At 47.9% G+C, this 25,540-nt stretch carries 28 protein-coding genes, 1 tRNA gene and 1 rRNA gene; 17 read left to right on the top strand and 13 right to left on the bottom strand.

Translation table 11 applies throughout. The annotated features are described in order from the left end of the window. Nucleotides 1-105: 105 nt before the first annotated feature. From rrf to PG915_RS01250, 3 genes are all read left to right on the top strand, one after another. Nucleotides 106-222 (top strand): 5S ribosomal RNA (rrf, locus tag PG915_RS01240). 70 nt (nucleotides 223-292) lie between these two features. Then, nucleotides 293-383, top strand: a tRNA-Ser gene (locus PG915_RS01245). A gap of 188 nt (nucleotides 384-571) precedes the next feature. Then, the gene (locus PG915_RS01250; RefSeq protein ID WP_353497539.1) at nucleotides 572-1,531 is read left to right on the top strand and encodes a phosphotransferase; all 960 of its coding nucleotides are present in this window, start codon (nucleotides 572-574) and stop codon (nucleotides 1,529-1,531) included. Nucleotides 1,532-1,591: 60 nt separating this feature from the next. Here PG915_RS01250 and PG915_RS01255 read toward each other — a convergent pair whose 3' ends face one another. From PG915_RS01255 to hemC, 4 genes are read right to left on the bottom strand one after another with little or no spacing between them, the layout of a single operon-like run. Next, nucleotides 1,592-2,773 (bottom strand): heme biosynthesis protein HemY, encoded by a 1,182-nt coding sequence (locus tag PG915_RS01255; protein WP_353497540.1) that lies wholly within the window; start codon nucleotides 2,771-2,773, stop codon nucleotides 1,592-1,594. Further along, nucleotides 2,773-3,954: a uroporphyrinogen-III C-methyltransferase gene (locus PG915_RS01260; RefSeq protein WP_353497541.1), complete on the bottom strand. Its 1,182-nt coding sequence runs from the start codon at nucleotides 3,952-3,954 to the stop codon at nucleotides 2,773-2,775. The genes PG915_RS01255 and PG915_RS01260 overlap by 1 nt, the downstream gene beginning before the upstream one ends. Continuing rightward, a complete protein-coding gene (locus PG915_RS01265) occupies nucleotides 3,938-4,696 on the bottom strand; it encodes a uroporphyrinogen-III synthase (protein ID WP_353497542.1) in 759 nt (252 codons plus the stop codon). The genes PG915_RS01260 and PG915_RS01265 overlap by 17 nt, the downstream gene beginning before the upstream one ends. A gap of 6 nt (nucleotides 4,697-4,702) precedes the next feature. Next, nucleotides 4,703-5,641, bottom strand: coding sequence for a hydroxymethylbilane synthase (hemC, locus tag PG915_RS01270; protein WP_353497543.1), 939 nt, complete (start codon nucleotides 5,639-5,641; stop codon nucleotides 4,703-4,705). Nucleotides 5,642-5,985: 344 nt separating this feature from the next. Here hemC and PG915_RS01275 point away from each other — a divergent pair, with 344 nt between their 5' ends. Beyond that, on the top strand, nucleotides 5,986-8,520 hold the full coding sequence (locus tag PG915_RS01275) for a class I adenylate cyclase (RefSeq protein WP_353497544.1): 2,535 nt from the start codon (nucleotides 5,986-5,988) through the stop codon (nucleotides 8,518-8,520). A 14-nt stretch (nucleotides 8,521-8,534) separates the two neighbouring features. On the opposite strand, the gene cyaY is transcribed toward PG915_RS01275, so the two are convergent. Then, nucleotides 8,535-8,849 (bottom strand): iron donor protein CyaY, encoded by a 315-nt coding sequence (gene cyaY, locus PG915_RS01280; RefSeq protein WP_353497545.1) that lies wholly within the window; start codon nucleotides 8,847-8,849, stop codon nucleotides 8,535-8,537. Between the two features lie 74 nt (nucleotides 8,850-8,923). Here cyaY and lptM point away from each other — a divergent pair, with 74 nt between their 5' ends. The 6 genes from lptM to yigB all read left to right on the top strand — a co-directional run bounded on the left by lptM (nucleotide 8,924) and on the right by yigB (nucleotide 13,620). Next, nucleotides 8,924-9,061 (top strand): LPS translocon maturation chaperone LptM, encoded by a 138-nt coding sequence (gene lptM / locus PG915_RS25080; RefSeq protein ID WP_418641851.1) that lies wholly within the window; start codon nucleotides 8,924-8,926, stop codon nucleotides 9,059-9,061. A gap of 13 nt (nucleotides 9,062-9,074) precedes the next feature. Next, nucleotides 9,075-10,328: a diaminopimelate decarboxylase gene (gene lysA, locus PG915_RS01290; protein ID WP_042502916.1), complete on the top strand. Its 1,254-nt coding sequence runs from the start codon at nucleotides 9,075-9,077 to the stop codon at nucleotides 10,326-10,328. 10 nt (nucleotides 10,329-10,338) lie between these two features. Then, nucleotides 10,339-11,169, top strand: coding sequence for a diaminopimelate epimerase (dapF, locus tag PG915_RS01295; protein WP_353497546.1), 831 nt, complete (start codon nucleotides 10,339-10,341; stop codon nucleotides 11,167-11,169). Nucleotides 11,170-11,250: 81 nt separating this feature from the next. Continuing rightward, nucleotides 11,251-11,967, top strand: a complete 717-nt coding sequence (locus PG915_RS01300) for a DUF484 family protein (RefSeq protein WP_353497547.1) — start codon at nucleotides 11,251-11,253, stop codon at nucleotides 11,965-11,967. After that, nucleotides 11,945-12,901 (top strand): tyrosine recombinase XerC, encoded by a 957-nt coding sequence (gene xerC / locus PG915_RS01305; protein ID WP_353497548.1) that lies wholly within the window; start codon nucleotides 11,945-11,947, stop codon nucleotides 12,899-12,901. The genes PG915_RS01300 and xerC overlap by 23 nt, the downstream gene beginning before the upstream one ends. Then, nucleotides 12,901-13,620 (top strand): 5-amino-6-(5-phospho-D-ribitylamino)uracil phosphatase YigB, encoded by a 720-nt coding sequence (gene yigB / locus PG915_RS01310; protein WP_353497549.1) that lies wholly within the window; start codon nucleotides 12,901-12,903, stop codon nucleotides 13,618-13,620. Before xerC ends, yigB begins: the two co-directional genes overlap by 1 nt. A 6-nt stretch (nucleotides 13,621-13,626) precedes the next feature. On the opposite strand, the gene PG915_RS01315 is transcribed toward yigB, so the two are convergent. Beyond that, a complete protein-coding gene (locus tag PG915_RS01315) occupies nucleotides 13,627-14,211 on the bottom strand; it encodes a tRNA-uridine aminocarboxypropyltransferase (protein WP_353497550.1) in 585 nt (194 codons plus the stop codon). A gap of 9 nt (nucleotides 14,212-14,220) precedes the next feature. Then, nucleotides 14,221-15,249 (bottom strand): COG3650 family protein, encoded by a 1,029-nt coding sequence (locus PG915_RS01320; RefSeq protein ID WP_353497551.1) that lies wholly within the window; start codon nucleotides 15,247-15,249, stop codon nucleotides 14,221-14,223. Between the two features lie 43 nt (nucleotides 15,250-15,292). Here PG915_RS01320 and PG915_RS01325 point away from each other — a divergent pair, with 43 nt between their 5' ends. Further along, nucleotides 15,293-15,751, top strand: coding sequence for an EVE domain-containing protein (locus PG915_RS01325; RefSeq protein WP_353498634.1), 459 nt, complete (start codon nucleotides 15,293-15,295; stop codon nucleotides 15,749-15,751). A gap of 108 nt (nucleotides 15,752-15,859) precedes the next feature. Here PG915_RS01325 and PG915_RS01330 read toward each other — a convergent pair whose 3' ends face one another. Together PG915_RS01330 and PG915_RS01335 are read right to left on the bottom strand one after the other, a co-directional pair. Further along, nucleotides 15,860-16,681 (bottom strand): Cof-type HAD-IIB family hydrolase, encoded by an 822-nt coding sequence (locus tag PG915_RS01330; protein ID WP_353497552.1) that lies wholly within the window; start codon nucleotides 16,679-16,681, stop codon nucleotides 15,860-15,862. 165 nt (nucleotides 16,682-16,846) lie between these two features. Continuing rightward, entirely contained in the window at nucleotides 16,847-17,866 is a 1,020-nt protein-coding gene (locus PG915_RS01335; RefSeq protein ID WP_353498635.1) for an alpha/beta fold hydrolase, read from the bottom strand. 110 nt (nucleotides 17,867-17,976) lie between these two features. On the opposite strand from PG915_RS01335, the gene rhtB reads away from it, so the two are divergent. Both rhtB and PG915_RS01345 read left to right on the top strand, forming a co-directional pair. Then, entirely contained in the window at nucleotides 17,977-18,594 is a 618-nt protein-coding gene (rhtB, locus tag PG915_RS01340) for a homoserine/homoserine lactone efflux protein (protein ID WP_353497553.1), read from the top strand. 15 nt (nucleotides 18,595-18,609) lie between these two features. Continuing rightward, nucleotides 18,610-19,836, top strand: a complete 1,227-nt coding sequence (locus tag PG915_RS01345) for an EAL and HDOD domain-containing protein (protein ID WP_353497554.1) — start codon at nucleotides 18,610-18,612, stop codon at nucleotides 19,834-19,836. Nucleotides 19,837-19,838: 2 nt separating this feature from the next. Here PG915_RS01345 and PG915_RS01350 read toward each other — a convergent pair whose 3' ends face one another. Further along, nucleotides 19,839-20,858, bottom strand: a complete 1,020-nt coding sequence (locus PG915_RS01350) for an amidohydrolase family protein (protein WP_353497555.1) — start codon at nucleotides 20,856-20,858, stop codon at nucleotides 19,839-19,841. 96 nt (nucleotides 20,859-20,954) lie between these two features. After that, nucleotides 20,955-21,275, bottom strand: coding sequence for a DUF2500 domain-containing protein (locus PG915_RS01355; RefSeq protein ID WP_353497556.1), 321 nt, complete (start codon nucleotides 21,273-21,275; stop codon nucleotides 20,955-20,957). 258 nt (nucleotides 21,276-21,533) lie between these two features. Between PG915_RS01355 and PG915_RS01360 the strand changes: the two genes are divergently transcribed. The 4 genes from PG915_RS01360 (at nucleotide 21,534) to PG915_RS01375 (ending at nucleotide 24,460) form a co-directional block, all read left to right on the top strand. Then, nucleotides 21,534-21,905: a DUF4145 domain-containing protein gene (locus PG915_RS01360; RefSeq protein ID WP_353497557.1), complete on the top strand. Its 372-nt coding sequence runs from the start codon at nucleotides 21,534-21,536 to the stop codon at nucleotides 21,903-21,905. Between the two features lie 939 nt (nucleotides 21,906-22,844). Then, on the top strand, nucleotides 22,845-23,483 hold the full coding sequence (locus PG915_RS01365; protein WP_353497558.1) for a lysoplasmalogenase family protein: 639 nt from the start codon (nucleotides 22,845-22,847) through the stop codon (nucleotides 23,481-23,483). Nucleotides 23,484-23,582: 99 nt separating this feature from the next. After that, nucleotides 23,583-23,822 (top strand): YecH family metal-binding protein, encoded by a 240-nt coding sequence (locus PG915_RS01370; RefSeq protein WP_042502888.1) that lies wholly within the window; start codon nucleotides 23,583-23,585, stop codon nucleotides 23,820-23,822. A gap of 53 nt (nucleotides 23,823-23,875) precedes the next feature. After that, entirely contained in the window at nucleotides 23,876-24,460 is a 585-nt protein-coding gene (locus tag PG915_RS01375) for a YhgN family NAAT transporter (protein WP_353497559.1), read from the top strand. A 70-nt stretch (nucleotides 24,461-24,530) separates the two neighbouring features. Here the strand turns inward: PG915_RS01375 and PG915_RS01380 are convergent, their stop codons facing one another. Both PG915_RS01380 and rsmD read right to left on the bottom strand, forming a co-directional pair. Continuing rightward, nucleotides 24,531-24,839, bottom strand: coding sequence for a DUF1145 domain-containing protein (locus PG915_RS01380; RefSeq protein WP_353497560.1), 309 nt, complete (start codon nucleotides 24,837-24,839; stop codon nucleotides 24,531-24,533). Further along, nucleotides 24,839-25,438 (bottom strand): 16S rRNA (guanine(966)-N(2))-methyltransferase RsmD, encoded by a 600-nt coding sequence (rsmD, locus tag PG915_RS01385; RefSeq protein ID WP_353497561.1) that lies wholly within the window; start codon nucleotides 25,436-25,438, stop codon nucleotides 24,839-24,841. The genes PG915_RS01380 and rsmD overlap by 1 nt, the downstream gene beginning before the upstream one ends. Nucleotides 25,439-25,540 lie beyond the last annotated feature (102 nt).

A 25,540-nucleotide genomic window follows, 5' to 3' on the forward strand; every position in this document is an offset into this window, starting at 1 on the left:
TGGACTCAAAGCAAGAACAAATTGAATGTGTAGAGAACGCATTAACAGCTTTCCGAATTTATTGTTTTCAGATTTTCAGAAAATCTGAAGGCAAAACAGAATTTGCTTGGCGACCATAGCATTGTGGACCCACCTGATTTCCATGCCGAACTCAGAAGTGAAACGCAATAGCGCCGATGGTAGTGTGGGGTTTCCCCATGTGAGAGTAGGACATCGCCAGGCTTTGAATACTGTTACTTGCAATAGTAAGTAACCACATCACCAGTGTACGAATCTGTTGATGACAATTTGTGGAGAGATGGCTGAGTGGTCGAAAGCACCGGTCTTGAAAACCGGCAACCGTTAATAGCGGTTCTAGGGTTCAAATCCCTATCTCTCCGCCACATTAAAAAGCCCGCTGAGTAATCAGCGGGCTTTTTTCATATCTGAGATTCTTAAAGCGCTAACCTAGCCACTATCGAACTCCGCTGCCCTTCCGTTTGCTGTCTTTGTCTGTCAAAGTAAGCTTTACTCCTCAACCATTAAAGGTAACCAAACCTTGAGTTCTTGTTCTTACGAGCCAGCAGAGTCCTTGAAAAAACAACTTGGTGACCAACACAATGCGGTTTCAAAAGAGCCAATACAGAGCCTTTGGAGCGGATATGGCGAACTATTTCGCGTTTATACCGATAACCCTGCGCTACCCAGTCTGATAGTTAAGGCCATTGACCTACCAAAGGTTGCACCTAAGCATCACCCGAAAGGCTGGAATACTGAGCTTTCAAACCAAAGAAAGCTTAAGTCCTATCAAGTTGAATTTCATTGGTACCAGCACTATGTTGCCCGAATGCCTATCGGCTGGGCGCCACGTTGTTTAGCCGCAGAAAGTCATGGCTCGCACTATGAGTTGCTTTTGGAAGATCTCAAGCTAGTTGAGTGTGCTAGGGTGGTAAAAACCCCATCAAACCAAGAGATAGAAACGGCACTTCGCTGGTTAGCGCAGTTTCACGCGTTTTGGTTGGGCACTGAGACTACTGGACTGTGGCAGCAAGGCACCTATTGGCATTTAGCCACTCGACCCGATGAGTGGCAGGCAATGACGTCAAGTCGTTATAAATCAGCTGCTGAGCGCATAGATGACATACTCAATGATTGTCGTTATCAAACCCTAGTACATGGCGATGCGAAGCTGGCTAACTTTTGTTTCAACGAAACCGGCACACAGGTCAGTGCGGTTGATTTTCAGTATGTTGGCGGTGGCGTGGGGGTGAAAGATGTCGCGCTATTTCTTTGCACAGTGCTCGATTTTGATGATCCTCAGTTATCTATCGACAGCCATGTTGAAACTTATTTTGAAGCGTTACAGGCAGCGCTGGCTCGCTATCAGCCTAATGTGGATGCAAGTGATGTGTGTCATGAGTGGCGAAAGCTACTAGGACTCGCGTGGGCTGACTATCAGCGTTTTCTGCTTGGCTGGAGCCCAGTTCATGTGCGAGTGAATGCCTTTACGAATAAGCTGACTTTAGAGGCACTCGACGACTTTCTGTTGTAAAAAGCCAGTTGTAAAAAAGCTCCCGAGGGAGCTTTTTTATCATTTATAGAAGTGTTCCAGTTACTTACTGTCAATCAAGGTCAACGCTTTACGAGAAACTTCACCTGCTGCTTTAGTGAGATCTTGCTTCTCAAGCGTATCAGCTAGATACGCATAATCCGAAACGTCTGGGCGAACCGACAATGCGCGCTCAAAGTGGCGCTGTGCTTCAGGCCATTTCTCTTCGCGGAAGTAAAACTGAGCGAGAGCACTCTGAGCTTTGGCGTTGTCTGGTTGCTTTTTAACAACATCTTCTAGCATTACAACTACTGGGTGAGCATCCGCTAGGTTCAGCTCTGGTAGTAGAGTATAAAGGTCATCGTGACCTTGCTTCTTCAGCGTCTCTTTAATCACGGTAAAGGCTTCAGCATCCGCTTTGCGAGCGATAAGCTGCTTTGTAAAGCAACCCACTAGGTGTGTGCTTTGACGCGTTTTACGAGGCAGTTTGTTCCAATGACCGATTAGACCCTCACTACCTTGTTGGCTAGCAATGTCTTCAAGCAGGCCGCATTGAGCACGCTCTTCAAGTTCAACTTGCTCTTCAATATCGATAAGCTTGGCTTTGTTAAGCTTTGGCAGTAGATCGATCAGTGCTTGCCACTCGCCAAGTTCACGATAGGTGGTTTTTAGTAGGCTTAGAACGATCGTATTGCTTGGATACTCGGCTTTTAGTGTCTCAAGTGTTGAGGCCGCAAGTTCCCACTCTTCTTCACGCACAGCTTGCTTAGCACGAGTAAGCTGAACCGCGAGATCCGAGTTTTCTTGCTGAGAAGCCAGCTCAAGGTAGTGGTCGCGTTTCGCTTTATCGCCTTGACCTAACGCAGCTTCAGATGCCACTAGATAACACAGCAGAGGCATATCATGATAGTTCGCCCAGCGAGTCACTTTTTTCTCAGCGAGCTTCCAGTCACCTTCTAGCAGCTTAACAATACCTTCGTTAGTGTAGCGGCGAGAGCGGCGCATCTTACGCACGCTGAAGTAGTTGAATGTGGTCACACTGGTGTAGAGGATCTTCTTGATGATGTACTCCAGCAGAAACAGCACGGCAAGCGCGGCAATCACAAAGACAACCAGTGTCGTGACACTCATTTCAATGGTCTTATCGGCAATCGATATCAGCACATAGCCTTGTTGACCAGTGAACTGGGTGCCGACAAACAGCCCTGCGCCCAGTACAACGAAGAGGAAGATTAATCGAATCATTATTTCTCCTCCGTGATAATGGTTGTCACTTCACGGCGCAGGCGTTCGCTAATCACATCAGACAGCTGCGCTTGTGTTTCAAGTTTCACAGGGTAGTTCACTTGGATGTTTTGCTGACTCAGCTTACCCAGTGCCGCATTAAACTCTTTAACGCTGTTATTATCCATATCGAAGAAGGATTCTGACCATTGATCTGCGGTCTCCAGTGACATCTTGTAGATCTCACCTTGCTCTTCGTACACAGCTCGTATTGCCGTCTCAATTTTCGACTTGATGTTCTCACGTAGGTAAAAGTGCTGTTCTGGTGACAGTAGTGGGATAACATTGCCGTCACGGCTGCGAAAGGTGATGAAGTTCTCTGAGAAATCTTTCAAAGAAGTCATCAAGTTATCTTGCCAGTCGTAGATATCCTGCGATACCTGACGTTTTTCTACCGCCGGAGCATCAGGCAGAATAGCGTTGGCAAGTGGCAGTTGGTCGACTTCGCGCTGCAGGGAAGTCAGGCGAAGCACTAAACCATCACGGTCAATCAAAGGTACTGTGCGCAGCTTAGTGATGTCGTTTGCCATGGATTGGCGCAGGGAAACAAGGCTTGGGTCGTTGAGCGCGGCGATGCGTTGATCAGCACTCTCCATCAAGCGTGTTGCACTGACCACATCGTGTTCTAGGAACAGTTTACGTCCAGCCAGCTTTACCAAGTAATCCGCTTCTGCTAATAGCCAATCATTAGGACGGCGGCCTTTTACATCGGCGACAGCAAGTTGCAGGCTCTCGATGCTCTTCTTCTGCTGACCTAATACCACTTCTGCTTTGTGAGTCATGGTTTTTGCTTGCTCTAACGTGTCAGCTTGAACTTGCTGCATTTCAGAGCTTAGCGAGCTTTGTGATGCTTTGATTTGGGCTTCAAGCCTTGCGATACGAGCTTCGTAGTCGCCAGCCTGCTTTTGCATCATAAAGGTCATGCCACCACCTAGTAGCAGAGCAATAATGATGGCAGCTGTACCAAGCTTCACACCACGCTTACCCTGCTTTTCTTCAAACTCAGGGGCTTTTGGTTGCGTGGTTTGGTCGTCGACGGTGTTCGTCTCGGGCTCGTTAGATTGTTTAGTGTTCTCTGGGGCTAGAGTTACGTCTTTTTTGTCTTCAGACTGGATTTGCTCGTCTTTATTTTTGTTCGTCATTGTTTAGTCCTGTTTTTAGACGCTGGAGAGCAGCAAATAGAGTAGAGTTCGATGCACCTTGGCTATTAGTAATGTTATTAAATCCTTGGGCTATCGCTTGCTTGGCGATTCGTTCACTGGGAACCAATAGCCATTGTTGTTTCAACCATGCATGTTGTGATTCTGGCATTGCAGCCACTAAATGATCCAGTTGTTCCGCACTTGTGACCACCATGGTATCAATCTGGGCTTGTTGCCATTGTTCTATCGCGGCAGATTCGACGGCTCGATATTGGCGCTGATATAGCTGCAAATAATGCACATGGGCGCCTCGTTTCGTCAACTCATCGAAGATGAGCTCACGCCCGCCATTGCCACGAAGAATGACAACACGCTTGCCGGCAACGCCGACTAGCTCAGGCATGGCGAGCAGGTGTTCACTGTCGCTAACCGAGGGATAGTGTACGTTTTGTTGCACTATTTTGCTCAATTCATGTGCGGTTTTTTGACCAACCCCAAGATAAATAGCGTGATTCGGCATGCTGTCCGGGTGTGTTGAAAGCGGCTTTGAAAGGCCATGCACGGCGTATTGGCTGACTGCTATAACAATGTCGGCGCAGCGAAGTTTGGTGAGTTGAGATGAATCGAGGGAAGTCAGATGAATATCAATAAGGGGGTAATGGAGGGCATAGCCCCCCATCTTTTCAATCAGAGCGCAGAGTTCAATACCTTGGGTTTCAGGCCTTGTCACCAGTACTCTCATCAGGCATTACTCGTGATCTTGGTAAAGCTTCTCAAGGATTTCTTTAGCGCCATCGGCGAGGAGCTGGTTCGCTAGCTGTACACCCAATGCTTCGGCATCTTGGCGGCTACCTTGGATTTCACCGCGTACGATTTTGCTGCCGTCGGGCTCACCGACTAGAGCGCGTAGCCAAATGTTGTCACCATCAATCAGAGAGTAGCTGCCAATTGGCACCTGACAGCCACCTTCTAGCGTCAGGTTCATGGCGCGCTCACAGCGCACACGATCGGCGGTTTCTGTGTGGTTTAGTGGCTCCAGTAATTTGATCAGACGCTCATCATCAAGACGGCACTCAATGCCAACCGCGCCTTGGCCAACTGCAGGAAGAGATTCCTCAGGCTCGATAAAGCTGCGAATACGTGACTCAAGCTCAAGACGCTTAAGGCCAGCAGCGGCAAGAATAATGGCATCGTACTCACCGTTGTCGAGTTTACCCAGACGGGTGCCTACGTTGCCGCGCAACTCTTTGATGATCAGATCAGGACGCTGCTCTTTGAGCTGACACTGCCTACGCAAACTACACGTACCGACGATAGCGCCTTGCGGTAGGTCACTAATGCTTGCATAGGTATTAGAGACAAATGCATCACGTGGATCTTCACGCTCACAGATGGTCACAAGCCCCAGGCCTTCTGGAAAATCAACCGGGACATCTTTCATCGAGTGCACAGCTAGGTCAGCACGACCTTCCAGCATCGCCACTTCAAGCTCTTTAACGAACAGCCCTTTACCACCAACCTTTGCTAGGGGCGTGTCTAGGATAATGTCGCCTTTGGTTACCATAGTCACCAATTCAACCTCGAGTCCAGGGTGTGCAGCAATCAATGCGTCCTTCACATAGTGAGCTTGCCATAGTGCAAGGGGACTTTTACGGGTAGCAATTCGAATAGGCTGAGTCTGGGTCATAGTGTTCTCGTAAGCATCTCGTTTGTTCTGATGGTTCAATCGTATCATTGACTCAAAGAAATGCTTAGCGATTTCCCAAACCCGAGCACAAACGAGAACTTTAGCGATCACAGATATTATCAATAGTGTGAGATTAATCGCATTTGTTGTGGTAACTACTGTTAGAATTGTCCGCTATGATTTGGAAGGCTGAACCAAACGCCACCGCAGTGGGTATTGAGTTGTTGTAGTGCCGAGTATCACTTTACCGCTTATAATAAAAATGATACATTGATCACGTTTTGGACGCTTGTTTGTTTAAAACCTATGCAAAATAGCAGTTAGATTGAACCTAGGAATCACCCTTGCAGGCATACACTCAAACCCTTATACAAAGGTTAGATACCCTAAACCAGCAGCGTATTGAGCGCGCGCTGGCGCTTATGGATCTGCAAGGCCAACGTGTATTTCAGCTTATTCCAGCACTGTTTCACTTCAACCACCCGATCATTCCCGGTTTTTACGAAGCCAGTAGCCCTAGCGGCGTGTTTGGTTTTGAAGCCAACGAACTCCAGCAGCAATTCCTCGATGATATCGCGCTCGCATTGGGTCAACCTTTGCCGCAGCCAAGTCAAAATGAGATCCTTGGTTTGTATACGATGGGAAGTACCTCATCGATAGGTCAAAGCACGTCGAGTGACTTGGATATATGGGTCTGTATCTCCCCGCAAATGTCGACTAAATCCAGAGAACTGCTCAGCAATAAGTGTTTGCTGATAACAGACTGGGCAAAAGGCCTTGGGGTGGAAGCGAACTTCTTTTTAATGGATGAAGATCGTTTTCGTAGCAACATCTCTGAGGAGATGACGGGTGATAACTGTGGTTCATCACAACACCTATTGCTACTGGATGAGTTCTATCGTTCTGCGGTACGCCTAGGCGGCCAGCGCCTGTTGTGGCAAATCGTGCCGCCAGAGATGGAAGAGTGCTACGAAGATTACGTTGCTAAAATGTGCAATGAAGGCCACATCAATTGCGATGAGTGGATTGACTTCGGGCGTCTGAATCGCATCCCTGCAGAAGAGTACTTTGGTTCGAGTCTGTGGCAGCTCTATAAGAGCATCGACTCCCCTTATAAGTCGGTACTTAAAGCTATTTTGCTTGAGGCGTATTCTTGGGAATACCCGCACACCCAATTACTAAGCATTGATACTAAACGTCGCTTCTTTGCCCATGAGCCTGATCTCTATGGTATGGATGCGTATTATCTGATGCTTGAGAAAGTAACGCGCTATCTTGAGCGTATTGACGATGAGACCCGCTTGGACTTGGTTCGTCGTTGTTTCTATCTCAAAACGCACGAGAAACTATCTCGCGAGCCTGGTGTCGGTTCGATGCCATGGCGCCGTGAAGCGCTGACGCAAATGACCACCAATTGGAATTGGTCGCAAGAGGTGCTTAAAGAGCTCGACAACCGCCGTAACTGGAAGGTTGAGCAGGTGATGCAAGTGCATAACTCGCTGCTTGATGCACTGATGCTCAGCTATCGTAACCTGATCCAATTTGCGAGACGCAATGACATCACCTCGGCAATCAGTCCGCAAGACATCAGTATTCTTGCTCGTAAGTTGTATGCCGCGTTTGAGGTATTGCCGGGCAAAGTCACTCTGCTCAATCCGCAAATCTCACCTGATTTACATGAGCCCGATCTAACGTTTATCGAGGTTCAGCAAGGTAAGAGTTACCAGTCGGGTTGGTATCTGTATAAGCAGCCGCTGATCCCGCATCGAATCCTAGGCCAAGCACCACTCGAGCATAACGAATACTTAAGCAAGCTTGTTGCTTGGGCGTTCTTTAATGGCCTTATCACTGAGTCGACACGTTTGAACTCGGTAGTGCGTGATGCGCATATTGATATCGATAAGTTCTATCAGATGGTCAGTGATCTGCGTAATACCTTCTCGTTGCGCAAGCGTCGCCCGAGTATGCAAGCATTAGGTAGCCCATGTGAGATAAGCCAGCTTGCCATGTTCATCAACTTTGAGAACGATCCGACGCAGGAGCTTTCTGCGAAGGCGTCTAAAGTTGATTTGAAGAATGTTGATATCTTAAGCTTTGGCAGCGAAGGTAAAAGCCTGATTGGTTCGGTCGATTTGGTGTACCGTAACTCTTGGCATGAAGTGCGCACCCTTCACTTTGAAGGTGAAACGGCAATGCTGGATGCGCTGAAAACTGTGCTCGGCAAAATGCACCAAGATGCGTTCCCGCCAGAGTCGGTAGACGTGTTCTGTTACAGCAAGAACTTGCGCGGCGTGTTAAGAAACACGGTCTATCAACTGCTAGCGGAGTGTATTGAGCTGCGCTTGAAGCCGATTGACCAGGAAAAGCGTCGCCGCTTCAAAGCACTGAAAGTCGCCAACCAGATGTATGGCTTGTTCTTTGAACGTCGCGGTGTTTCGGTGCAGAAATTGGAGAACTCGGTGGACTTTTACCGCAGTATCTCAACCAATAAGCTGCAAGGTTCACCGCTGCTCATGCTGGATAAAGAAGTGGAGTATCAGCTGCCTCAAGTGGTCGATGGGTTTGCCAGCGAAGGTTTGATTCAGTTCTTCTTCGAAGACACTGACAACGGCTTCAACATTTATGTGTTGGATGAATCAAATCAGATTGAGGTTTACCATCAGATGCGCGGCAGCAAAGATGAGATGATTGCTAGCGTAAACAGTTTCTACACCTCAAACGTCAACGACGACAATGAGGTGTCATCGAAGCTGATTAACTTCAACTTGCCGCAGTACTACCAGCTTGTGCATGCGGAAGAAGGAGAGCCTTACATCATTCCTTACCGTAACGACGGCGGCTCTTCCAACTCTCGTAATTCAAAAGCAGTCAATGCTTGATGCATCGGTTGGGCTTATACCCAATCGATGTCTTCACTCGCGTGTTTCTCACACTCTTCTTTGACCATAGTCATCAGTTCAAGACCGGTCTTTGAGCATATCCACTTATCTTCAATCAGCTTGAAGTGAAATCCACCTGATTTTGACGCAAGCCAGATTTCGTGCATCGGCTCTTGGCGGTTGATGATGATTTGACTGCGATCTTCAAATTCCAGTGTCATGACGTTGCCCGTCACTTCATAATCGATATCGGCACCCGATTCGTCGATGGCTTCTTCGATGTTTTGTAGTTGAGCATCGACCAGTTGGTGAAATTCCGTGTCGTTCATTTTGTAATCCTATTGCTTTTCTAATTCGTGGTGCGATTATAGGGGGCATTGATTCAATAATCACGATATGCAAAATGAAAAAGACGATTACAGCAATGTTTATGCTTGTAATAGTAGGACTAGCGGGATGCGGCCAGACTGGCGACTTGTATATGCCTGCTGAAGACGCACCAACCAACGAGCAAGCACAAATAGCCATCGACACAGTGTAAAGGGATACAGGATTTGGATTATTTCAACTATCAGGACGATGGCCAGCTTTGGGCCGAGAATACGTCACTTACCGAACTTGCCGAGCAATACGGCACACCACTTTATGTTTATTCTCGTGCGACGCTAGAGCGTCACTGGAATGCATTTGATAAATCTGTTGGCGACCACCCACACTTGGTGTGTTATGCAGTGAAAGCGAACTCGAATATCGGTGTGCTTAACGTACTGGCACGTTTGGGTTCAGGCTTTGATATTGTTTCTGGCGGCGAGCTAGAACGTGTGGTTGCCGCGGGTGGCGATCCTAGTAAAGTGGTGTTCTCAGGTGTAGGTAAAACCGCGCAAGAGATGCGTCGTGCGCTTGAGCTTGGTATTAAGTGCTTCAATGTTGAATCGGAACCTGAGCTAGAGCGTCTAAACCAAGTCGCTGGCGAGATGGGTGTCGTGGCACCAATCTCACTGCGTATTAACCCTGATGTCGATGCGAATACTCATCCATACATTTCAACCGGTCTTCGTGATAACAAGTTTGGTATTGCGTTTGATCGCGCACCAGCGGTCTACAAGTTTGCCAGCAGCTTACCTAACCTAGCGGTTCATGGTATCGACTGCCATATCGGCTCACAGCTAACGGATATCGAACCATTCATTGATGCGACCGATCGTTTGTTAGCCCTTATTGACCAATTACGTGGCGACGGCGTTGATATTCGTCACTTAGATGTCGGTGGTGGCCTTGGTGTGGTTTATCGTGATGAGTTGCCACCACAGCCATCGGATTACGCCAAAGCACTGCTAGCTCGCTTAGAGAACCATCCAGAGCTTGAACTGATTTTTGAGCCGGGTCGTGCGATTGCGGCTAACGCTGGCGTACTACTGACTAAGGTTGAGTTCCTAAAGCACACTGAGCATAAAAACTTCGCCATCATTGATGCGGCAATGAACGATCTTATGCGCCCGGCGCTGTATCAAGCATGGCAAGATATCATCCCGGTTACGCCTCGTGAGGGTGAAGCTACGACTTACGATTTGGTTGGCCCAATCTGTGAAACGGGCGACTTCATCGGTAAAGATCGCGCCTTAGCACTTGAGCCAAACGATCTACTGGCCGTTCGCTCAGCTGGTGCTTACGGTTTTGTTATGTCTTCTAACTACAATACGCGACCACGAGTTGCAGAAGTGATGGTTGACGGCGAGACGGCGCACCTTGTACGTAAGCGTGAAACCTTAGAGAGTCTTTGGGAACTAGAAAGCATTTTGCCGGAGTAACAGAACCACTATGCACTTCCACTTTTCTAAAATGCACGGTTTGGGTAACGACTTTATGGTTGTTGACTGTATTACCCAGAACGTTTTCTTTTCACCTGAGCTTATCCGCCGTTTAGCAGATAGGCACACAGGTGTTGGTTTTGACCAACTGTTGATTGTTGAAGCACCTTACGATCCTGAAACGGATTTCCATTACCGCATTTTCAACGCGGATGGCAGTGAGGTAGAGCAGTGTGGCAATGGCGCACGCTGTTTTGCTCGCTTTGTGCAGATGAAAGGGCTCACCAACAAGTACAGCATCAGTGTCAGCACTAAGAAAGGCAAAATGGTGCTCAAGCTAGAAGAGAATGACTTGGTGACGGTCAACATGGGTCAACCTGAGTTCGAGCCGAGCAAGATCCCATTTAAAGCTAAGCAAAAAGAAAAGACCTATATTCTGCGTGCTGGCGACCATACCTTATTCTGTGGTGCCGTCAGTATGGGTAATCCCCACGTCGTCACCGTGGTTGATGATACGCAAACCGCGGATGTGGATAATTTAGGTCCGCTATTGGAGTCGCATGAACGCTTCCCAGAGCGCGTTAACGCAGGCTTTATGCAAGTGCTTAGCCGTGATGAAGTGAATCTTCGCGTCTATGAACGCGGTGCGGGTGAAACCCAAGCTTGTGGTAGTGGCGCGTGTGGTGCGGTCGCGGTGGGTATCGTGCAAGGGTTACTGGATGAAACGGTGCAAGTGCACTTGCCGGGCGGCGATTTGAAGATCAGTTGGAAAGGTCCAGGTCATCCACTGTATATGACAGGCGCAGCGGCTCACGTTTTCGATGGGCAGATTTCTTGTTAGCCAATAACCCATTATACTAATGGCGGGTCTTTTGAGACCCGCCATTTTTTTATTATCTGACAGGGATTAAAGGGAATCATTTTGTCTGAGTTTGAAGCGAGCCATCTAACAGCAGAAGTGGTAGCAGAGTATCTTTCTGATCATCCAGATTTTTTTAAGGGTAGAGAGTCGTTAGTAGAGTCGCTTTCCTTACCTCACCAGCAGCAAGGTGCGGTGTCTTTAGTGGGGATTCAACTGCAACGACAGCGTGAACGCATTGAAGCACTGGAAGAAGAGATCACCGCCTTGATGTCGCTAGCTGCTCGTAATGATAGAACCTTCTATGAGTTTATGTCGCTGCAAGAAAACCTGTTGAAGTGCCATGATCTGCAAAGTGTCGTTTCAGCCATTAAATACACCGCAACCGGCCTGAATCTGCGTGGTTACCTTAAGCTTATCGACAGCGATGACCATGCCGACCCATTGTCGATGGAAAGCTGGAAACGCTTTACCACCAATCATCTCAATGGCAAAGAGGCGTACTTAGGGCGGCTACGTCAAGCTGACCGCAGCATGCTATTTACTGAGCAGCAAATCAGCGATGGCCAGGTGCCAGAGCTTGGTTCTTACGTGGTTCTGCCGCTCAAACGAAAGTTTGCTCAAGGTCTGCTCATCTTCTCAAGTGACGACGGAGGTCACTTCCAACCGGATATGGATACCCTGTTTTTGCGCCACCTCGCGCTGGTGGTTTCCTATCTATGCGAGCACCTCGATTGGCAGGTGCAAGAGGAAGACAATGTCAGACCAAGCCACGCCTAAAGCAAACCTTCCTAGCGGGCTGCAAAAGCCGCTAGATAAGTTCTACGAGTATCTGCGTAGCGAGAAAGGGCTTAGCCTGCATACTCAACGCAATTACCGCCAGCAGCTTGAAACAATGGGGCAACACCTAAATGAAATGGGCGTGAAAGCTTGGACTCAAGTGGATGCTGGGTGGGTAAGGCAGCTTGCGGGTAAAGGGATGCGTGAGGGGATGAAAGCGAGCAGCATTGCCACGCGTCTATCGTCGCTGCGCAGCTTCTTCGATTTCCTTATTCTGCGTGGTGAACTGACTGCGAACCCTGCAAAAGGCGTCAGTGCGCCGCGTAAACAAAGACCTCTACCTAAGAACTTAGATGTGGATGAAGTCTCCCAGCTTCTGGAAGTGGATGAAACCGACCCGCTGGCGATTCGCGACCGCGCCATGATGGAAATGATGTATGGCGCAGGGCTACGTTTGGCGGAAATGGTGGGGATTGATGTTAAGCACCTCAATTTGTCGAGTGGTGAAATTCGCGTTATCGGTAAAGGTAACAAAGAGCGTAAGGTACCTTTCTCTGGGTATGCGACGGAATGGGCGCAAAAGTGGCTTAAAGTGCGTGGTGAGCTAGCAAAGCCGGGGGAGCCAGCATTGTTCGTCTCCAAACTGGGTACGCGCATTTCCCATCGCAGTGTACAAAAGCGCATGGCGGAGTGGGGACAAAAGCAGTCCTTGGCAAGTCATGTCAGCCCACACAAACTGCGTCACTCGTTTGCGACTCATATGCTTGAGTCGAGCAATAACTTACGTGCGGTACAAGAGCTGCTTGGTCATGAGAACATCTCAACCACACAGATCTATACCCACCTTGATTTCCAACATCTTGCCCAAGCGTATGATCAAGCTCACCCTAGAGCACATAAGAAAGGTAAGCCTAAGCAACAAGAGGATTCCTAATGCGCTTTTATCGTAGTCTAGAGACCATCAAGGCGATGACCTTTGACCTTGATGACACCCTTTATGACAATTGGCCGATCATTCGTGAGGTAGAGAGAAAAGCGACTCAGTGGTTGCAGCAACACCACCCGATTAGCCAGCAGTGGGACAAAGCCCAGTGGCAAGCGTTCAAATTTCAGTTAGCAGAGACAAACCCGATGCTGAAACACGATGTCACCGAGTGGCGTTATCAGCAGATAAAACAGGGGCTGGGGCATTTGGGTTACGATGATCCCAAAGCTACCGAGGCTGCGAAAACGCTAGTAAATCATGTGTTGAAATGGCGCAGCGACTTTGATGTTCCACATGAAACACATCAGTTTTTGACAACCTTGAGTAAGAAGATGCCACTGGTGGCCATCACCAATGGCAATGTCGATGTCGATAAAATCGGTTTGGGGCGCTACTTTTCCTTAGTGCTAAAGGCAGGCCCTGATGGCAGAGCCAAGCCTTATGCGGATATGTTCGACAAAGCGGCAGATTTTCTGGCCTTGCCGCGCCAGCAGATCTTGCATGTGGGCGATCATGTGGTGACGGATGTAGCAGGAGCCAAGCGTAACGGTTTTAGTGCTTGCTGGTTTAACGATAAAGGTCTTGAGCCTCGTGATGTTCGTCGAATGAAGCTGCTGCCAGACGTTGAGATAAGCCGCATTGAGCAGCTGCTTGAGCTCACGCGCTAATAGGCATTATCGCGTCAAAGCGTGTCCGCTGCGCTCTGCTTGAAAGCGCAGCATATACTCGTCAAAGAACGTGAGCATGGCGTTGGCGTCTTGCTCGCTTGCTACTTGTCGAGTGATCTCAGCACACACCTCAAAAGTACACAAATTCCCGGCTTGTTGGTTTCTTCGCAATGCATATCTCGATAGCTGTTCTGTATCCAGATGCACTTTGGGTAGCGCTTGCAGCCAAGCGCTGCGATTGAGCATCTTTTTCGCTTCCTGCCAGGTGCTATCCAACACAATGAAGTTACTCATTTTCCCTGGCTGCTGCGCTTGCCACTCATCAAGCGGCACACTGTCTTCACACGGAAAAACCAATACGGGCAGGTTAGGGCTGGTTTCTGGCAAGCAGCGCTCACAGGGCTGTTTACGTTGCCACTGGGTTACCTGGCTGCTCGCAAACAATCTATCGATCAGCTTTCCAGTATTGGTTGCTCGAGAAAGCTCATTAGGGTGAGTGAGTAGGGTAAAGCAAAGATCAGAGGCGATCGTTGGGATCACCTCACAATAGCAATTGTGGATAAAACCACAGGTTGTGCACATCGGCTTCATGGTCGGGATCTATTCGCCTTTATACAGCACCAGGCCGCCATTAGCGATGGGGTAAACGATATCGCCCACTTTCTCTTGTTTTGCGATCAGCTTATTGCCGTCTAGGGTGAAAATTCGCTGTGACACTAAGTATTGCTGCTGGTGGCGCGTCATGATGACTTGCACTTGCTTGTTATTCAGTTGCTGCCAAAAACCGCGCTCTTCGGTGGCTGGTGAGTTGTCTGGGTACTCATAGCGAGTGATGGCGGTATGGTCTGGGAGTAGCGTCATTGAGACCGTGAACCCAGCCGTTTCAGTGGACTGTGCAACATAGTTGCCAGTCCAGCTTAGCGTAGTATCCGAGTTGGATAACGTGGCGCAGCCTTGTCGAGTTTGGCCGTCTATGGTGATGACGCCAGTCCAGCCATACAGGGTGTCACTCATGGTGTCGTTACACAGCTTATTGCTCATTTGCAGATTGGCGTCGTCAAACTCGTATCGGCGTGTCGTTTGGGTAAGCTTGCGATCTTTGAGCTTGAGCGACTGCTTGTCTTCACCCATCATCGCAAAGCTTGCTTGTTTGCTGTTGTCGAACTTTAGTGACCAGAAAGGTTCGTTACCCAGCACCTGAGTTGGTCTTAGTGGTTGATTGCAACGCTTTGGGTTTTCTGCGGTGAGCATGTTGACCTGTTTCACCACAAAGCGCCCGGTGTAATCGGAATCAAAACCGCGATGGCTTGGCGGCTCAAGATAGCCGATAACTTCAGCATAGACGGGCTGATAAGGCTTGCGGGTTAACTTCTCCGCTTCAGGGCGAACGTTTTTGGGCAGTTCGAGCCAATATTGGTGCTGACTGCCACAAGGCTGAATGGTACGTGTCTCATGACCAATGACAGCTTGTCCGCGCATCACATAGGTTTGCGGTGTGATCGTTTCTGGACGTGATAGCTCAGCAGAAGGCACTTGAGGTGCGCTTTGCGGCGACTCTGAGTTGAAAGACGAACAGGCTTGAAGCAATATGAGCGGAGCAACCGCGAGCGGTAAACGCGACATTGTCATTGAATTTTCCTTATTTGAAACGATCACAGGTATCCACACCATTATGGCATATTGGTTATTTAAAACAGAGCCAGATGAGTTTTCCATCGACACGCTGCGCGTAAAAGGAAGCTCATGCTGGGAAGGCGTTCGTAATTATCAAGCACGGAATATGATTCGTGATCAGATGAAGCTGGGCGATTTAGTGCTCATTTATCACTCCTCATGCAAGACAATAGGCGTGGCTGGTATTGCTCGTATCACCAAAGAGGCCTATCCCGACCACTTCCAGTTTGATATCAACAGCGACTACTACGACCCTAAATCGGATCCTGATAACCCGCGCTGGTTAATGGTAGACATTGAATATGTCGAAAAGTTTAAGCGCGTTCTGCCGCTAAGTATCCTTAAAGGGATGCCTGAGCTTGAGAATATGCCGTTGGTAAAACGAGGTAATCGCTTATCTGTGATGCCAGTAGCAGAGTCTGAGTGGTCAGCGATTTTGACGCGAGTGGCTCGCTAGATTTGTGCGTGAGACTTTTTGTTCCAAGAAATAAAGATCAGTAAGCTCCCATGCCCAATGGCGAGGATATGCGCCATATAGGGGTGAGCATGGGAGGATACGACTTCGTTACAGTAGGTGTTTCTTTAAAAACTCTGCAACGGCATCATCGGCATTGCTGCCAATGACGGTATTGTTTGGTAAGGCTTTTTTCACTTTCTCGTGAGCATTTTCCATCACAAAACCATGACCCGCCATGCTCAGCATCTCGGCATCGTTCATGCCATCGCCAAATGCGATACAGTTTTCAAGTCCGCACCCTAGCTTCTCGGCGACAGCTTTCAGCGCTTCACCTTTAGACACTTCTTTTGCCATCACTTCTAAGCACCAAGGTGTTGAGAATGCGATATTGAGCGAATCACCAAACTTTTCGCGCAGTGCGTCTTCAAACTCAACCAAGTGTTCATGGTCTTGCTTTGGGTGGGTGATGAAAATCTTAGCGATACCTTGAGTTGGTGCGTTGCTGGCATCAAACAAGGTATAGGTAAAGCCCGTCTCAGTATGGAATTTACGTAAGAACTCATCTTCTTGGTTTAGTAGCCAAGTGTCATCTTGATACATGTGAACAAACAGTTCGCTGTCGGTGTTCAAAGCATCCACTACAGATTGAACCATGTCTTGTGGAATGTTTTCGCTGTATAGCAGTTCATCTTTCTCATCATGAACACGGGCGCCGTTAGAGGTGATCATGTAAGCAGGAATACCGACCGATTCGCGAATGCCTGCCACGTCTACGTGATGACGACCCGTGGCGAAGATAAAGGTGTAACCTTTCGCGTGTAGCTCTTTTAAGGTTTGTTTTGAGTTGGCGCTTAGAAGGTGATCCGGTGCCAGTAGGGTACCGTCTAGATCAGAGGCAACAATTTTGATGGAATCTCGATTCAGGGTCATAGTTCTCTCTTGGTGTCACAGGTAAAAGCGAGTCGCTTGGCGCAGCCAATAAAGCCGTCACAATGGTGACAATTGTAGGGGATCTAGGCGCAGAAAAAGAGGGTAAATGGTGAATTGATTTGTTTCCTCATTTACCGACTTTTCCGCAATTTATGGCTTTCAGTTCTATTTATCAGTAAAGAACGTGTTGTCGCCAAAGAATGTGGTTATCGCATCCAGTGCTTGGTTGCGATATTGGTCTTTTTCAAACAGCACTTCGTGTTTGGCGCCATCGACAGTCACAAGGGCTGCGTTGGCATTGGTGCCTGACAGTTTATTGATAAAACGCAGTTGGTCTTGGTTACTCACAATTTGATCGGCGCCAGCTTGGACGACAAGCAGTGGAATATTGACCTGCCTCGTCTGTTGAATACATTGTTTAGCCGCCATCAAGCCTTGCCATACCCAACGCGTGCTCGGGCCGCCAATTTTTAGCTCTGGCATCTTTTCATACAGATCACGAAACCAGTGGTAACGCACTTTACTTGAAGAGAGCGGGTTGATGTCGAACGGTTTTGCTACATAACCTTGATAGCCGGGTGCATAGGTTGGGGTTGGGTAAATCGCTGTCATGATCTGCGAGAGCCAAATGGCGATCGGCTTCAGGTACCAAGGGACGTTCACGCCATACATGGGGGCGCTCAGTGCAATCTTATCGAAACCATGATTGGGGCGAGTTTGCAGATATCGAGTAGAAATATTGCCGCCCATCGAGTGTGCGAGTAAGTGGCGCTGCTCATAGTGGCTTAAATCAAAGCTCTCTAGCAGCAGCTGCATGTCATCGAGGTAGTCGTCAAACTCATTGATGTGACCCATTTCAGGGTTGGGTGCTAGGTGAGTAGACAGTCCCTGACCGCGATGATCAAATGAATAAATGTTGTAGCCTTGCTGGTAGAAGTCGAAAAACAGCTCCTGATATTTCCAGGCTGACTCGATGCGCCCGTTGACGACCACAAGGGCTTTGGTATGGCTCTCGTGGGTTAACTTACACCAATAAAGCTTTGTGCCATCTTTTGCTCGGAGCTTGCCCTCATGGCGACTCTCCCATAATTGAGCGATTTGTGTGTTTATTACTTGCTCAAATTGTGGCTCTTGAGTATAAGAGATGTCAGTAGCATTTTTTGTGCATACATAGGCCCACTTCAATATTTGTGTATAATACACTGTTTTTTCGACATTTTTGTGTCGATGTACAGGGTAATTAGTCCACGGGATGTCTTATTTAGTTAAGAGTAAACCAGTGGTGAGGAAATACAATGGATTATCATGTTTGGTTCGCTTACGTGGTGACAGCAATCGTGTTCAGTTTGGCGCCGGGATCGGGCACCGTTAATTCGATCAGCAATGGCTTGAGCTATGGGACGCGTAAATCCCTTGCAGCCATTGCGGGTTTGCAGATCGGGCTGGCGATTCATATTGTTCTGGTAGGTGCAGGTATTGGCGCACTTGTCGCACAATCTGCATTGGCATTCAGTGTGATCAAGTGGGTTGGGGTGGTGTACCTCATTTGGCTTGGCATTCAAAAATGGCGAGATACAGAATCTGTATCCGCTAAAGCTGCACATGAAAGTCGCAGTGCAGGACAACTGCTGCGCAGTGCGGTGCTGATCAACCTCACCAACCCGAAATCGATAGTGTTTTTGGTGGCACTGTTTCCGCAGTTTATCGATCCGGCGGGCGACCAGTTTCAACAGCTGATGATTTTAGGCATTACCACCGTTGTTATCGATTCTTTGGTCATGCTTGGTTATACCTCGCTTGCCTCTCAGATGGGGCGTTATATCCGTTCAGATCGAGTTATGGGACGCATTAACAAAGTGTTTGGCTCTATGTTTGTGGGGTGCGGCGCCTTGTTGGCCGCAGCCAAGTCGTAGGCTAGCGGTTTGGATATGTACGCCACCTACGTGGCTCGTCAGCCCATCTTTAATGCACGTCGGCATACTTTGGGCTACGAGCTGCTGTTTCGTGATGGTGAGCGCAATGCGTTTCCGGCTCATGTTGAGGCCAACCGAGCGACTTATCGCCTTATCGCAGAAAATTTCCTTGCTCTTGGGGTCAATCCCACGATTTCTAATTCCCGCTGCTTCATTAATTTCCCACAACAGAGTCTAATACGTCGCTTACCACTCATTTTGCCAAAAGAGCGAGTGGTGATTGAGATCTTAGAAACCTGCGAGCCCAATGATGAGCTTTATGAGGCCATCAAAGAGTTATCGCGCAGCGGTTACATGATTGCTCTTGATGACTTTGTTTATAAGGAAGCGTGGGAGCGTTTCCTGTCCTTTGTGCAGATCGTTAAGCTCGACATCATGTCGATGGGTGTCGAACAAGCCTGTCAATTTGTTAAACGTCAGAAAGCCAAAGGCAGTCCAAGGCACTATCTGGCTGAGCGAGTGGAAACGGAACAGGAGTTTTTGCTCACCAAACAGGCCGGATTTAAGTTCTTTCAGGGCTTTTTCTTTAGCAAACCCATCATGGAAAAGCAGGTCTATATTAGCCCTGAGCAGCTGGTGGCCATGGAGCTGTTTCAGCAAGTGTGTGTGCCTGAAGTCGACTTTGATAAAATTGAACAGATTGTCGCCAAGGATGTCTCTTTATCCTACAAGCTACTGCAGTTTGTGAATACCATGAGTCCGCGTCTAGAGTCGGAGATTTCATCGTTTCGCCAGGCTTTGGTCTACCTTGGACAAGACAAGCTCAAACTGTTTGTGTCACTCACCGTGGCGTCATTTATTTCAAGCAACAAGCCTAAAGCTCTGTATGAGCTATCGCTGCAGCGAGCGCAATTTTGTCGCTTAATGACCAAATACCCGCCATTTAGACAATACAAAGATCAAGCCTTCATGATAGGTCTGTTCTCGATTTTGGATGCGTTGATGGATCTCTCTCTTGAGCAATTGATTACTCAATTGCCGTTATGTGAAGAGATAAAGCGCGCTTTGCTTGAGCGCCAGGGGCCGTATGGTCGTCTATTGTTGATTGGTGAGTGTTTTGAATCTGCAGACTGGCAAGGGCTTGAGCAGCACCGGGTGCAACTTGGTGTGTCACAAAATCAGTTGTTTGCAGCGCTGGCTGATGCACAGCGCTGGAGCCAAAAAGTTCAAGCGTTGAGTTAATCTCACTTCTGCTGCGGTTTCTTCGGTAACACACTCAGCATGTTTTGGTAGGCCATCTTGTCGGCAACGTGCGTCGGAAGTGCGGACAAGATCGGCGACCATACTGCCAAGGCTCCTGCCTGATATTGGAACTGTCCAACTACATCACTACCAATCATAAACCGCTCTGGATAGGCTTCAATCAGCGATAGCCAGCGGCGATCAATTTGCCCCTGAGGCATCATAACCTCAATCAAACTCCATGATGCCAAGATATACAGGTTATCGTGCTCGCTTAGCAAATCCGCAACGGTCTGGTACAGAAACTTCATGGTGATGGTTCTGGTCAGAGTCGTCGTCGTTCCTGCGTGCGCCCAGAGAAAGCGGGTGTCTGGGTGCTGGTTTAGTGCTTGTTCTAGCTCTTGCAAGTAGAGAGGATTGTCTTCTCGCTGTGAGGTGATGTTGGTGTGCAGCAGTACCGGCATATCGTGGCGCGCGGCGAGGTTATACACCTTGCTCAGTGCAGGGTGGTTGGCTCGCGGTTTTTCATCTGAGGTCAGCGCGGTTAGGTGGTCATGGCGGGTAATCACTTCGCCAATACCTTGCCAAAACCCAGGACGGTAGTTGAGCTCTCGCTCGATATGCTCAGCTGCATTCATGTCTGTGGTGTTGAAGCCACTGACAAATGGGTGCAGTCTGGCTTGGCTTTCGGTTGGCAATGATTCTACTTCACGTGCGATGAGTTCATCGGTGAAGGAGTAGTAATACACAGGAGTATCGTCACCGTAGACAAAGCGGGGCGCTTTTGGTGCGCTGGCACCCCACTTTTTCATCACGGGTAAGCCCATGACGTAGGCATGGTCGATGTTTTGTTCGTCCATGGTGCTGATTAATGCTGCAGCGCCATCAGAGCGTTGGAAATAGTCGACAAGGTGGACTTCGGCGTCATTGATACGCCCCTGATAGGCGGCACTGCAACCTGATGTGAGTATGGCAAAACACGCAAGCATTGCATTGCGTGTCGCGCTTGAGGCTAATTTCATGATTTACGTCCCTGTGATTTAGCTTTGCTAAAACTATCACGGCTAACGCTATCACGACAGCTAAGTGACGTAAATCTAAGCGGTTTGCTGTTTTTACTAACGCTTAAGAGCGAAGTGTAAGAATTTATCACCTTGATAGGTCAGCATCCCTTTGTCACCAGGGTTAAGGTGGTGATAATAGTGAACGCCGATCTGAAACTCTCGCTTGGGCCCGAAGGTGCCTTTTTGAATATAGATCCAATACTCGTCTTCTTGGGTTGGATCTTCGGTAGCCATCACCTGCTTATCGAGAATAGTGACCGCCGCTTTTCGTTCCGGTGCATCGACACCAAACGTGTGCTTTCGTTGCACAAAAACAAAGAGATAGCCGGCGACGCCAATCAGTAGCACCACCGCTAGAATGAGAGAGATAGGCATACAAACCCCGTATATTCCAATGCGCTGGAAGTAAGATCGCATAAAAACCGCAGAAAATAAGCTGTCATCGTGTGTTTTGCCGAGAATTTTAGGCTCATATCACACAAAAGGCAGTGGAATTAGGGTTAAATCTTTACTTGAATTTACCTAACAATTGTCGAATTCTTAATACAGATGGTTAACAATGGAGTGAACCGGAAGTAAAGACATGAGCCAGCACGGCTTTTTCACATTTCGCTGGTGTTGGGAGGGATGGATATGTCTGATATAGAAAGTGTGGTTATCCGCACAAGACGTTTGGAAAAATTGCTCAGGCAGCAATATCGAGCGGATGGTAAAGGTCTGCATCAGCTAGTGACGAGCTGTGAAGAGCGTCTGCCTCATGATGTGGTTAGTAAATTGCGTTATATCGCCACCATTCGCAATAAAATCGTTCATGAGGACGATTTTGAATTAGACGACAAGTCTGGTTTTTTACGTGCTTGCGATGAGTGTGAACAAGAACTCACACCACGCAGTAGCCGTTTTATCTGGCGCACCGCGATGTGGCTGATGGCCTTGATTACTTTAATCGCGATGGGGTTTTATTACGTGCACTGGGAAAAAGTGCTGCACATTCTCGCCAAATAGTCGTGTGAGGTAGTCGATTGACGCTCAAGCGAGCGGCTAGTCTGACTATTCATCAAACAGAAACGAAAAAGGGACGCTGAAAGCGTCCCTTTTTTTGATCTTACGGTTTTGACTCAGTCAATACTAGTAGAGTATCGGCAGTGTCATTAGCCCTACTACTACGGCTATCATCACTAGACCTTGCTTCTGAGAAGATGAAATCATAACACTGCTCCTTTCAATAATTCTGTCGTTGGAAATAAGAATAGCACTGTTTTTGGCTTTTAGGCAATAATATTCTCAAATTCTTTCTATTTTATGACCTTTTCTAACGGTAATTTGATCTTAATGCCACAAAGAAACAGTGTATTTATTTTGTGCTAATTTTGTCCGCATGACGTTTTGTGATGTATATCCTCAATAACACGTTGTTTTAATTGAATTAAATTGTGTTTACATGTTGCTCAATAAACCAATGTATACTTTTGAGGCTTTGGTGTTCTCACTGGTCTCAGTGGTGTTTGTAGTGATGTTGGAGCCAAGGTTTTTCGCCTCAGTTATCTTGAGGGGTGAGAAATTGGTCTGGGTTTTCTTGCTCAGTGATAGAAAACCGATATTTTTGTTAGGTTATTAGAAAGTTAACGTTTCTTCGTGTTGGTTCGTTTTAGATTAATACTATTTTAAAACAGTGGCTTACTGGTCTTTTGGGAAGCGGATATGAAAGGAATATGTTGCCATGCTCCAGTAGAGCAGAAGAAATAGAAGCTCTATTGGCTAATAGTTAAGTAAACGTTTGCTTTTTAAGTTCATGCTTTTGTCAGTAACAAGGCCTATAAAGGCGTGAAATTTGCCAATGTCAAAACGAGAATGGTTTAGTTTAAGACAAGTCCAACTTTTACCCCTTACCACTGGACAGGATAAGTGAGCTTCATACACTGGGAGCGATAATAAGAACTGGGTATGTGTATGTGGAGTTGGCTGGCAGTCGCGCTTTCGGGCTTGCTGTATATTTTTGCGGATGAAAAAGGGGACAAGGTCAGAATGGTGCTGTTCAGTTTGCTGACGCATGCACTGTTGGCCACAATGATATTGGCCACTGACCATTTGCAGTCCTATCAAATGTGGATGTTGCTTGGGCTTGGAGTGTTCGCGGTGAGCGACGCGATAGCACAGTGGCAACAGCATACTAAATTGAGCTTTGTTGGCTTTATCCTCGCTCAGCTGGTTTATAGCTGGGCGATGTGGGGAGTCGTGAACAGTCAGTTTGTGCTCTGGTTGCCTGCACTACTGCTGTGTATTGCCATAGTGACATTTCTATTACTTTTACCGCGTTTGGACTCGTTTTTAATGCCAGTGGCATTCATGGGACTATCTTTAGTGCACTTGCTTTGTGCTGCAGGAGAGGCGTGGCTGATCGCCGGTACTTCATCATCTACCTTGGGCTTTTGCGGGGCGCTGGTATTGATGTTATCTGCACTACTTTTGGCACTCGACCAATATCACTTTCAGTCTAGGCGAGCCCGTTATGCGGTATCTGGTAGCTACTATGCAGCGCAAAGTTTGCTGGTCGCTTCTGCTTTGTCTTTCGCGGCGCAGTAACCGATTATTGGTTTATGTCTGCGCCTTTGCGATAGATCATCGAGATTGGCAATAGACTGGGCTAGCATGGCGACCTGAACATTTAGTAAGGTATTCATCATGACAGCATCTGACATCCACGCTCATAAAGTTCTTAATCTGTTGCGCGAGCAGCCGATGAGCCGAACGCAACTTGAGCAAACCGTTATTGAGCAGTTTGGCGCCAATGCCACTTTTCGCACTTGCAGTCGCGATGGTTTTGACCTTGACTCTTTACTGGCTTTTTTTGTCGAAAAGCAAAAAGTGATTGAGAATGATGGACTGTGGAGCCTAAACATTGAGCGCGTCTGTTCTCACTAAACGATAAATAGCCTGCTATACTCCCAGAAAATTTCGTTAGCAGGCTGTAATCCATGGATATTCTTTCAGCGGCGACCATGTTATTCCTCATCATGGATCCGCTCGGCAACCTTCCCATCATACTTTCAATACTCAAACACGTCGATCCTGAGCGTCGTCGCAAGATACTGGTGCGCGAGTTGTGTTTTGCTTTGCTCATTCTGCTTCTGTTCCTTTTTGCAGGCAAAGGCATACTTAGCTTCTTACACGTTGAGCCAGAAACGCTGAGTATTTCGGGCGGTATTATCTTATTTATCATTGCGATTAGGATGATTTTCCCACAGGCGGGCAGTGTGACGGGGTTAGCCGCAGGTGAAGAGCCATTCATTGTCCCTATGGCGATCCCTATGATTGCGGGGCTATCAGTGATTGCGTCCGTTTTGCTGCTCTCAACGCAAAATCCAGACAGTTTGGTTGAGCTGTCTGCTGCGGTGTTAATTGCTTGGGGCGCAACGTTCTTTATTTTGATGTTCTATAACTTCTTCCACAAACTGCTGGGAGAAAGGGGCTTGAAAGCGGTCGAGCGCTTGATGGGCTTGATGCTGGTGATGATTTCCACCCAAATGTTCCTAAACGGGCTGAAAAGCTACATGGGTTAATCTCGAGACATAAATAACAAAAAAGAGCCGCATTCGCGGCTCTTTTTCTATTACTTGTTCGAGATCGAGACTACTTTTGCTCTTGGCTCTCGTCATCTTGCTCTGGCGCCGGTCCCATCATGTGCTTTTGGCGGATATCCAGCAGTGCGAAAATACCAAACGCCAGAATTGAGTATTTCTCCCAAGTGCCGAGTTTGAGTTTATCGCCGAAGGCACCAATGAAAATCGCCATTTGAATGCCGTGCATCATAAATAGGAATGCGGTCATGATGTACAGCGCGATCGCGCCCTTACCTGGAAATGGGTGGAAGATGTTTAAGATCAACACAAACCAAACAAATCCAAAGGCGATTTTTGCCAGCATTAATAGCGCTTTCATTATGATTCCCTCTCAAATAATCGGTAGCTAACCTGACCCGCTGTTTTTTCTTTTAGGAGATCCCAGTGCTCTGGGATAGCGTCAAGCTGCAGTTCTTTTTCCGTTTCAATATAGATTAACGCATTGTTAGCCAGCCAGCCATTGCTCTCTAGGCGTTCTATGACATCCGGTAGCAACCCTTTGCGAAAAGGAGGATCGATAAACACCAAATCCTGTGGTTGCCCAGCTTGAGACAAGAAACTCAGTGCATCACCGTGATGAGCTTTGATGTTGTCTGCTTTGACCAGTGCGATATTACTGACAATTTGCTTGTAGGCTTTGTCATTAAGCTCGATCATAGTGACTTGTTCGGCTTGTCTCGACGCGGCTTCAAAACCTAGACCGCCGGAACCTGCGAACAGATCGAGCACTTTGGCGTGCGGAACATCTTGAGCTAGCCAGTTAAACACCGTCTCTTTGACGCGATCGGTGGTGGGTCTGAGTCCTTCTGCATCGTGCACAGGGAGCTTGCGACCACGCCAAAGTCCGCTGATGATGCGAACACTGCCCATCTGGCTAGATGGTTTTTGTGATGGAGTTTGCTTGCGACGTCTAACCATAGATTTTTTGACCGCCAATAAAGTGATACTATAACGGGCTCATTAAAGAGCTTAAATTGATAAGTGACGAAGTGTACCAATCTCTGAGAAAAGTTTTCACTG

It is taken from the genome of Vibrio sp. CB1-14 (genome assembly GCF_040412085.2).
Lineage (GTDB): Bacteria > Pseudomonadota > Gammaproteobacteria > Enterobacterales > Vibrionaceae > Vibrio > Vibrio chaetopteri.

What these genes read in the sequence shown, in the direction of transcription:
- PG915_RS01315 (WP_353497550.1), bottom strand. Translation starts at nt 14,211, where the DNA reads ATGAAGCCGATGTGCACAACCTGTGGTTTTATCCACAATTGCTATTGT.
- lptM (WP_418641851.1), top strand. Translation starts at nt 8,924, where the DNA reads ATGAAAAAGACGATTACAGCAATGTTTATGCTTGTAATAGTAGGACTA.
- PG915_RS01355 (WP_353497556.1), bottom strand. Translation starts at nt 21,275, where the DNA reads ATGCCTATCTCTCTCATTCTAGCGGTGGTGCTACTGATTGGCGTCGCC.
- yigB (WP_353497549.1), top strand. Translation starts at nt 12,901, where the DNA reads ATGCGCTTTTATCGTAGTCTAGAGACCATCAAGGCGATGACCTTTGAC.
- cyaY (WP_353497545.1), bottom strand. Translation starts at nt 8,849, where the DNA reads ATGAACGACACGGAATTTCACCAACTGGTCGATGCTCAACTACAAAAC.
- PG915_RS01375 (WP_353497559.1), top strand. Translation starts at nt 23,876, where the DNA reads ATGGATATTCTTTCAGCGGCGACCATGTTATTCCTCATCATGGATCCG.
- PG915_RS01265 (WP_353497542.1), bottom strand. Translation starts at nt 4,696, where the DNA reads ATGAGAGTACTGGTGACAAGGCCTGAAACCCAAGGTATTGAACTCTGC.
- PG915_RS01260 (WP_353497541.1), bottom strand. Translation starts at nt 3,954, where the DNA reads ATGACGAACAAAAATAAAGACGAGCAAATCCAGTCTGAAGACAAAAAA.
- PG915_RS01345 (WP_353497554.1), top strand. Translation starts at nt 18,610, where the DNA reads ATGTACGCCACCTACGTGGCTCGTCAGCCCATCTTTAATGCACGTCGG.
- PG915_RS01380 (WP_353497560.1), bottom strand. Translation starts at nt 24,839, where the DNA reads ATGAAAGCGCTATTAATGCTGGCAAAAATCGCCTTTGGATTTGTTTGG.
- PG915_RS01255 (WP_353497540.1), bottom strand. Translation starts at nt 2,773, where the DNA reads ATGATTCGATTAATCTTCCTCTTCGTTGTACTGGGCGCAGGGCTGTTT.
- PG915_RS01360 (WP_353497557.1), top strand. Translation starts at nt 21,534, where the DNA reads ATGTCTGATATAGAAAGTGTGGTTATCCGCACAAGACGTTTGGAAAAA.
- dapF (WP_353497546.1), top strand. Translation starts at nt 10,339, where the DNA reads ATGCACTTCCACTTTTCTAAAATGCACGGTTTGGGTAACGACTTTATG.
- rsmD (WP_353497561.1), bottom strand. Translation starts at nt 25,438, where the DNA reads ATGGTTAGACGTCGCAAGCAAACTCCATCACAAAAACCATCTAGCCAG.
- PG915_RS01330 (WP_353497552.1), bottom strand. Translation starts at nt 16,681, where the DNA reads ATGACCCTGAATCGAGATTCCATCAAAATTGTTGCCTCTGATCTAGAC.
- rhtB (WP_353497553.1), top strand. Translation starts at nt 17,977, where the DNA reads ATGGATTATCATGTTTGGTTCGCTTACGTGGTGACAGCAATCGTGTTC.
- PG915_RS01365 (WP_353497558.1), top strand. Translation starts at nt 22,845, where the DNA reads ATGTGTATGTGGAGTTGGCTGGCAGTCGCGCTTTCGGGCTTGCTGTAT.
- PG915_RS01325 (WP_353498634.1), top strand. Translation starts at nt 15,293, where the DNA reads ATGGCATATTGGTTATTTAAAACAGAGCCAGATGAGTTTTCCATCGAC.
- xerC (WP_353497548.1), top strand. Translation starts at nt 11,945, where the DNA reads ATGTCAGACCAAGCCACGCCTAAAGCAAACCTTCCTAGCGGGCTGCAA.
- hemC (WP_353497543.1), bottom strand. Translation starts at nt 5,641, where the DNA reads ATGACCCAGACTCAGCCTATTCGAATTGCTACCCGTAAAAGTCCCCTT.
- PG915_RS01320 (WP_353497551.1), bottom strand. Translation starts at nt 15,249, where the DNA reads ATGACAATGTCGCGTTTACCGCTCGCGGTTGCTCCGCTCATATTGCTT.
- PG915_RS01370 (WP_042502888.1), top strand. Translation starts at nt 23,583, where the DNA reads ATGACAGCATCTGACATCCACGCTCATAAAGTTCTTAATCTGTTGCGC.
- PG915_RS01350 (WP_353497555.1), bottom strand. Translation starts at nt 20,858, where the DNA reads ATGAAATTAGCCTCAAGCGCGACACGCAATGCAATGCTTGCGTGTTTT.